Annotated in this window: 10 protein-coding genes; 5 read left to right on the top strand and 5 right to left on the bottom strand. The window is 64.1% G+C overall.

The features are described from left to right. Nucleotides 1-121: 121 nt before the first annotated feature. From PMI42_RS35675 to PMI42_RS35655, 5 genes are all read right to left on the bottom strand, one after another. Nucleotides 122-409: a GIY-YIG nuclease family protein gene (locus PMI42_RS35675; RefSeq protein WP_008144444.1), complete on the bottom strand. Its 288-nt coding sequence runs from the start codon at nucleotides 407-409 to the stop codon at nucleotides 122-124. Nucleotides 410-616: 207 nt separating this feature from the next. After that, nucleotides 617-874 carry a DUF3297 family protein gene (locus tag PMI42_RS35670; protein WP_008144441.1) on the bottom strand — a complete coding sequence of 86 codons (258 nt, stop codon included), beginning with the start codon at nucleotides 872-874 and terminating at the stop codon, nucleotides 617-619. Then, on the bottom strand, nucleotides 871-1,347 hold the full coding sequence (locus PMI42_RS35665; RefSeq protein WP_008144438.1) for a glutathione peroxidase: 477 nt from the start codon (nucleotides 1,345-1,347) through the stop codon (nucleotides 871-873). Before PMI42_RS35665 ends, PMI42_RS35670 begins: the two co-directional genes overlap by 4 nt. Nucleotides 1,348-1,349: 2 nt before the next feature. Continuing rightward, nucleotides 1,350-2,750 carry an amidase family protein gene (locus tag PMI42_RS35660; protein WP_008144437.1) on the bottom strand — a complete coding sequence of 467 codons (1,401 nt, stop codon included), beginning with the start codon at nucleotides 2,748-2,750 and terminating at the stop codon, nucleotides 1,350-1,352. 205 nt (nucleotides 2,751-2,955) lie between these two features. After that, complete coding sequence (locus PMI42_RS35655; RefSeq protein WP_008144435.1) at nucleotides 2,956-3,213, bottom strand: DUF6894 family protein; 258 nt, start codon at nucleotides 3,211-3,213, stop codon at nucleotides 2,956-2,958. Nucleotides 3,214-3,461: 248 nt separating this feature from the next. Here PMI42_RS35655 and pqqA point away from each other — a divergent pair, with 248 nt between their 5' ends. The 5 genes from pqqA to pqqE all read left to right on the top strand — a co-directional run. Next, nucleotides 3,462-3,542: a pyrroloquinoline quinone precursor peptide PqqA gene (gene pqqA / locus PMI42_RS35650; protein WP_007595659.1), complete on the top strand. Its 81-nt coding sequence runs from the start codon at nucleotides 3,462-3,464 to the stop codon at nucleotides 3,540-3,542. Between the two features lie 118 nt (nucleotides 3,543-3,660). Further along, nucleotides 3,661-4,590 (top strand): pyrroloquinoline quinone biosynthesis protein PqqB, encoded by a 930-nt coding sequence (gene pqqB / locus PMI42_RS35645; protein ID WP_008144434.1) that lies wholly within the window; start codon nucleotides 3,661-3,663, stop codon nucleotides 4,588-4,590. After that, nucleotides 4,587-5,366: a pyrroloquinoline-quinone synthase PqqC gene (pqqC, locus tag PMI42_RS35640; RefSeq protein ID WP_008144431.1), complete on the top strand. Its 780-nt coding sequence runs from the start codon at nucleotides 4,587-4,589 to the stop codon at nucleotides 5,364-5,366. Before pqqB ends, pqqC begins: the two co-directional genes overlap by 4 nt. Before the next feature lie 3 nt (nucleotides 5,367-5,369). Beyond that, nucleotides 5,370-5,681, top strand: a complete 312-nt coding sequence (gene pqqD / locus PMI42_RS35635; protein WP_008144429.1) for a pyrroloquinoline quinone biosynthesis peptide chaperone PqqD — start codon at nucleotides 5,370-5,372, stop codon at nucleotides 5,679-5,681. Next, nucleotides 5,678-6,696 (top strand): pyrroloquinoline quinone biosynthesis protein PqqE (gene pqqE, locus PMI42_RS35630; protein WP_008144427.1); only part of this gene is annotated, 1,019 nt, incomplete at its 3' end. The genes pqqD and pqqE, both read left to right, overlap by 4 nt.

Below are 6,696 nucleotides of genomic sequence, written 5' to 3'. Positions count from 1 at the left end.
TTTCCACCGTCATTGCGGGGAGCCCTTGCGACGAAGCAATCCAGACTACCTCCGCGGAGGGATTCTGGATTGCTTCGCTGCGCTCGCAATGACGGAGGATGTGGCGGCAGCCGGGCCAAAGTCAAATCAGCGTCTCGTACAAATCTGTCCAGTCCGGATTGACGCTCTCGATCAGCGCAAGCTTGTTTGCCCGACTGCCGCCCTTGATCTGTTTCTCGCGTGTGATCGCGTCCGTCATTGTGGCATGCAGCTCGTACCAGACGAGAAGCTTGCAGCCGTATTTCGACGAGAAGCCCTTCACCAGACCTTCGCGATGCTCGAACGCGCGGCGTGGCGGGTTCGAGGTGACGCCTGTGTAGATCGTCCCGTTGCGGCGATTGGCGAACATGTACACGCAGGGCTGCTTCATGGTCACGCTCAATTGACGAGAGCGATCACGATACCACAACCAAAAGATGATTGCGAGGCTTTCGCCCCACCGTCATTGCGAGGAGCACTTGCGACGAAGCAATCCAGACTGTCGCCGCGGAGAGATTCTGGATTGCTTCCGCCTTCGCTAAAGCTTCGGCGGACAAGTCGCTGCGCTCGCAATGACGGGAAGAGAGCGTGCCTACCCTTACTTCTTATCCCTGAAATACGGCTCGACCGGGCCGTGCACCTTGATGGTCAGCGGGTTGCCGTGGCGGTCCTTGGCGTTGCCGGCGGTGACGCGGACCCAGCCTTCGCTGATGCAGTACTCCTCGACATTGGTCTTCTCGATGCCCTTGAAGCGGATGCCGACATCGCGCGACAGAATATCCGCGTTGTAATAGGGGCTGTTCGGATCGACCGAGAGGCGGTCGGGGAATTCGTCGCTCATGATTGTCTCGCTCATAACAGGGTCTCGATTTGATTCCGCAATCCTTCCGGCCGTGCGGTCGGCGCGTAGCGCGCGATCACCTTGCCGGCACGGTCCACCAGGAATTTGGTGAAATTCCATTTGATGGAGGCGCCGAGCAGGCCGGATTGCTGGCGTTTCAGGTACTCATACAGGGGGTGCGCGTGGGCGCCGTTGACGTCGATCTTCTCGAACAACGGGAAGGTGACGTCGTAGTTGGTGGAGCAGAAGGCCTGGATCTCAGCTGCCGGCCCCGGCTCCTGCGCGCCGAACTGGTTGCAGGGAAAGCCCAGCACCGAGAAGCCGCGCGGCGACAGATCGCGATGCAGATCCTCGAGGCCGCGATATTGCGGCGTGAAGCCGCATTTGCTCGCGGTGTTGACGATCAGCAGCACCTGCCCCTCGAAACGTTTCATCGGCACTTCCTCGCCGGCAAGCGAATTGGCCTTGAAGTCGTAGATCGCGGACATCGCTAACCCACGGGATCGATCGGCGACGGCGGCACGCCGCCCGCCTCGATCGCTTCGCCTGCGAGCAGGCAGAGGTCTTCGCGATAACGGCCGGAGACGATGTGCACGCCGACCGGCGCCTTGCCGACGAGACCGGTGGAGACCACGAGGCCCGGCAGGCCCATGAAGGGCGTGGCGATCTGCGGCATCTGCGCCTCCCAAACACGCTCGAAGGATTCGGCGTCCTTGCGGTCGAGATGATCGGGGAACGGCAGCTCGCCGGAGACCGGCGTCAGCACCACCGCATATTTTTCGAAGAACAGCATCCAGTCGCGGGTCAGCGTGGCGCGGCGGGTCAGCGCCTTGGCGTAATTCGCCTGGTCCATCGGCGTGACCTTGGCGCGGTTGCCGCGCAGGCAGGCCAGCGCGCCGGGATCGCCCTCGCGCTCGGCCATCTCCAGCTGCGCCTCATAGGCGTCGCCGAGCCAGAGCTTTCGCTGCCACTCGACCGCCTCGCGCATCGGCGGCGTGTTCTCGATGATGTCGACGGTCCAGCCGGCGCGCTCCAGGCGCTTGCCGGCATCGGTCACGGCGGCCTTCACCTCAGGCTTGGTGGCAAGCCCATCCGGATTGAGGCAGATCGCGGCGCGCTTCGGCCGTGCCGGGCCTTCCAGCGGCGCCGGCACGTACCAGGGATCGCGCGCGTCAGGCGCGGCCATCGCGGCGAGCGAGATGCGCAAATCATTCACGGTGCGGGCCAGCGGTCCGGACACCGCCATGATCTGCGGGCCGATCGGCCGCTCCGGCAGTGCCGGGTTGAAGGCGGGGATGCGGCCGAGCGTCGGGCGCAGGCCGTGCACGCCGCAGGCATAGGCGGGATAGCGGATCGAGCCGGCGATGTCGGTGCCGTGGGCGATGTGGCCGATGCCGGCCGCGACCGCCGAGCCGGCACCGCCGGACGAGCCGCCCGGGGTCAGCGAGGCGTCGCGGGGGTTCTTGGTGTCGCCATGGACCAGATTGGTGGTGAACCAGCGGTAGGAGAAGGCCGGGCAATTGGTGCGCCCAAGGAGAACCGCGCCGGCCTTGCGGAAATTGGCGACCACCGGATTGTCCTCGCGCGCGATCAAATCGCGCTGGAGCTTGAGGCCGTTGGTGGTGGCAAAGCCTTCCTGGTCGACATTGGCCTTGATGGTAACGGGGACGCCGGCGAGCACACCGGGGTCCTCGCCCCGCGCGATCGCGGCATCGACGGCGTCAGCCTGCCTGAGCACGTCCTCCGGCCGGTGGTCGATCACGGCGTTGAGCTGGGGATTGACGGCGTCCAGGCGGGCGAGACCGGCCTTGGCCGCTTCCCGGGCGGACACTTTCCTGGATTTGACGAGGGTGGCGAGGTCGGCGGCTGACAGGCGCCAGAGGTCTTGCATGACGAACTCCGTGTAACCGGCGTCTTTTAGCGCCGGGAACGCAGCAAAGCCATGCGGATTTCGCAGGGGCGAAGGGCGGGTTTGGCACCGAGTGGCGCCACATTCTCCGTCATTGCGAGGAGTTCTTGCGACGAAGCAATCCAGACTGCCTCGGCGGAGGGATTCTGGATTGCTTCGCTACGCTCGCAATGACGGGGCTGAAGCCTCAATGCCTGGTCGCGGACTGGTCCGGCACGTCCAGCAGGGCCTCGGTGAAGGGGAATTCCAGCACGATCTCCCCGTCATCGTCGGTGACCTCGATGACAGCCTCGAGCAGGGCCGGCTGGGTCCCCTCGGATTTCAGCACCTCCAGGATCATCTGGCGGGCGACTTCCCAGGCGCGATCGGGGTTGCGCAGATCCTCGCCGTCAGGGTCCACGATCAATTCATCGCCGATACGGGTGTTGAAGAAATATCTGGGCATCACCGAATTCCAGCTAAAGTCGCCTGTACCGGATTGAAAGCTGCACTGCACTCACAACTGCTTTATCAGGACAGGGTTCGCGACCGAATGCGCCAGGCGCAAGGCAGCGTCACCGGAACTGACGTTCCACCATCATATTTCGCGGCGCAACATGGCTTTGTCGGGAAGATTTCACTAGCGAACTTTTCCGCCCGCATTACTTTAACCCATGGGCGGATACGTCCGAATTCGTGAAATGGAGAGCCAAAATGGCCTGGAAAGCCCCGAAGATCGTCGAAGTGCCCTGCGGCATGGAAATCAACATGTATGTGAGCGCCACCCGCAAGTAAGCGGCTGGTGAGTTTGCGTTCTGCGCAGGTGGATCTTTCGGTCACGATGCATGTCCGGAAGACAGGATTTGTGTCGGCGTGAGGTCCACCTCGCGACATTGCCTCCAGGAGACGTAACATGCTTCGCGTCGTCGTCCTGGGCGCCGGGGCCGGCGGCGGAGTCCCGCAATGGAATTGCGGGTGTGAAGGCTGCCGGGCAGCCCGTGAAAACGGCCATGAGCTCCAGAGAACCCAGGCCTCGGTCGCCTTCAGCGGCGACGGCGAGCACTGGTTCCTGATCAACGCCTCCCCCGACCTTCGCCAGCAATTGAACGCCACGCCGCAACTGCATCCGAAGGCAGGCGCGCTGCGCCATACGCCTGTTGCAGGCGTGATCCTGACCAACAGCGAAGTGGATGCGGTGGCGGGCCTGCTGTCGATGCGCGAGGGCTCGCCCTTCACCGTCTATGCGCATGAGAAGGTGCTGGCGATCCTTGCCAGCAACAGCATCTTCAACGTGCTCAACGAGAAGAACGTGCGGCGCCAGCCGATCGGCATCGGTGAGCCCTTTGAGCCGCGGCTGCCGAATGGCGCGCGCTCAGGCCTCGAGGTGCTGCCCTTCGCGGTGCCGGGCAAGTCAGCCTGGTATCTCGAAGGCAAGGCGCATCCCGGTGGCGAGAGCGGCGACGGCGATACGCTGGGGCTGAAGATCACCGACAGGACCAGCGGCAAATGCTTCTACTTCATCGCCGCCTGCGCCGAGGTGACCGATGCGCTCAAGGCCAGGATCGACGGCGCTTCGCTGGTGTTCTTCGACGGCACGGTCTGGCAGGACGACGAGATGATCAGGGCCGGGCTCGGCCACAAGACCGGCAAGAGCATGGGCCATGTCGCGATGTCCGGTCACGATGGCGCGATCGCGCGCCTTGCCGACCTCACTCTCGACAGGAAGATGTTTCTGCATATCAATAACTCGAACCCGGCGCTGCGGCCCGATACGCCCGAGCGTCAAGCGCTCGAGGCCGCGGGCTGGCAGATACCTACGGACGGAACGGAGATCGTGCTGTGAATGCCGCGTCACTGACTGGAATGACCGCACTCTCTGTTGGCAAGGACATCAGGCTCAACTCGGCCGACGAGCTTGAGGCGACGCTGCGCCATATCGGCGCGACGCGCTATCACAGCCTGCATCCGTTCCATAAGCTCTTGCACGGCGGCAAGCTGAGCAAGGGCCAGGTGCAGGCCTGGGCACTGAACCGCTACTATTACCAGAGCACGATCCCGATCAAGGACGCGGTGGTGATTTCGCGCTTCCGCGACCGCGCCACGCGGCTGGAATGGCGCCACCGCATCGAGGACCATGACGGCGACGTCGGCAGCGAGGGCGGCATCGAGCGCTGGCTGAAGCTGACCAGCGGTCTCGGCCTCGACCCGGCCTATGTGGAATCGACCGAAGGCATTTTGCCGGCGACGCGCTTCGCGGTCGAAGCTTACGTGCATTACTGCCGCGAAAAGAGCCCGCTGGAGGCGATCGCCTCCTCGCTGACCGAATTGTTCGCGCCGAACCTGCACGAGGAGCGCATCTCCGGCATGCTGGAGCACTACGACTTCGTCAATCCTGACATCATGAGCTACTTCAAGCGCCGCCTGGCGCAGGCGCCGCGCGATGCCGGCTTCGCGCTCGACTATGTCAAGGCGCATGCGACGACACCGGAGCAGCGCGCGCTTGTGTGCAACGCGCTGATCTTCAAGACCAACGTGCTGTGGGTGCAGCTCGACGCGCTCCAGCACGCCTATGTCGAGGGCAACATTCCGCCGGGCGCGTTCGTGCCCAAAGCGAGTTGAGCAATGGCCGGGCCGCGGAACATCAGCGTCAGCGAGGCCAGCCGCCCCGTGCTGCCGCGGCACGCCAAGCTGAAATATGACGACACGCGGAAAGTCTGGGTGATCCTGGCGCCGGAGCGCGTGCTGGCGCCCGACGAGATCGCGGTCGAGGTCTTGCAGCTCTGCGACGGCAAGCGCAATGTCGGCGACGTCGCCGACCAGCTGGCGGCGAAATACGCCGCGCCGCGCGAGGCGATCCTGGCCGACGTCATCGTCATGCTGCAGGATCTCGCCGACAAGGGCTTTCTCACCGAGATCAGGGAGAAGACGCCATGAGCGATGTGCTCCCGACCGTCCCGCCTGACGCCAGCGACAGCCTCGCGGTGCTGGAGAAGAGCCGCTCGACCGCGGAGACCTTTGGCATTCCGCTCGCGGTGCTGCTCGAGATCACCCATCGCTGCCCGCTGCAATGCCCCTATTGCTCCAACCCGGTCGAGCTCGATCGCTCCGGCAAGGAGCTGACGACGGATGAATGGAAGAAGGTGCTGAGCGAGCTCGCCGAGATCGGCGTGCTGCAGGTGCATTTCTCCGGCGGCGAGCCGACGGCGCGGAAAGACCTCGTCGAGCTAGTCAAGCATGCCAGCGACGTCGGGCTCTACACCAACCTGATCACCTCGGCCGTGCTGCTGACGCGGGAGCGGCTGAGCGAGCTGGCGGATGCCGGGCTCTGCCATGTGCAGATCTCTTTCCAGGGCGTCGAGGAAGGCCTCGCTGACCGCGTCGCCGGCTACAAAAACGGCCATCGCAAGAAGCTCGAGGTCGCGAAATGGACGCGCGAGCTGGAGCTGCCGCTCACCGTCAACGCGGTGATGCACCGGCAGAATCTGCATCAGCTACCCGACATCATCCAGATGTCGGTCGATCTCGACGCCGACCGGCTCGAGGTCGCCAACGTCCAGTATTACGGCTGGGCGCTGAAGAACCGCGCTGCCTTGATGCCGACGGTGGCGCAGCTCGACGAGTGCACCCGTCTGGTCGAGGAGGCGCGCGAGCGACTGAAGGGCACGCTTGCGATCGACTATGTCGTGCCGGATTATTACGCACTGCGGCCGAAGAAGTGCATGGGCGGCTGGGGCCGGCAGTTCTTCAACATCTCGCCCGCCGGCAAGGTGCTGCCCTGCCATGCCGCCGAGAGCATCACCGGGCTCGATTTCGAATCCGTGCGCTCGAACCATTCGATCGCCTGGATCTGGCAGAACTCCGACGCCTTCAACCGCTATCGCGGCACCGGCTGGATGAAGGAGCCGTGCAAGTCCTGCGAATTCCGCGAGATCGATTTCGGCGGCTGCCG

Origin of the sequence: Bradyrhizobium sp. YR681 (assembly GCF_000282615.1) — a bacterium.
Classification (GTDB): Bacteria; Pseudomonadota; Alphaproteobacteria; order Rhizobiales; family Xanthobacteraceae; genus Bradyrhizobium.
This window is presented reverse-complemented; position numbering and strand designations above follow the sequence as displayed.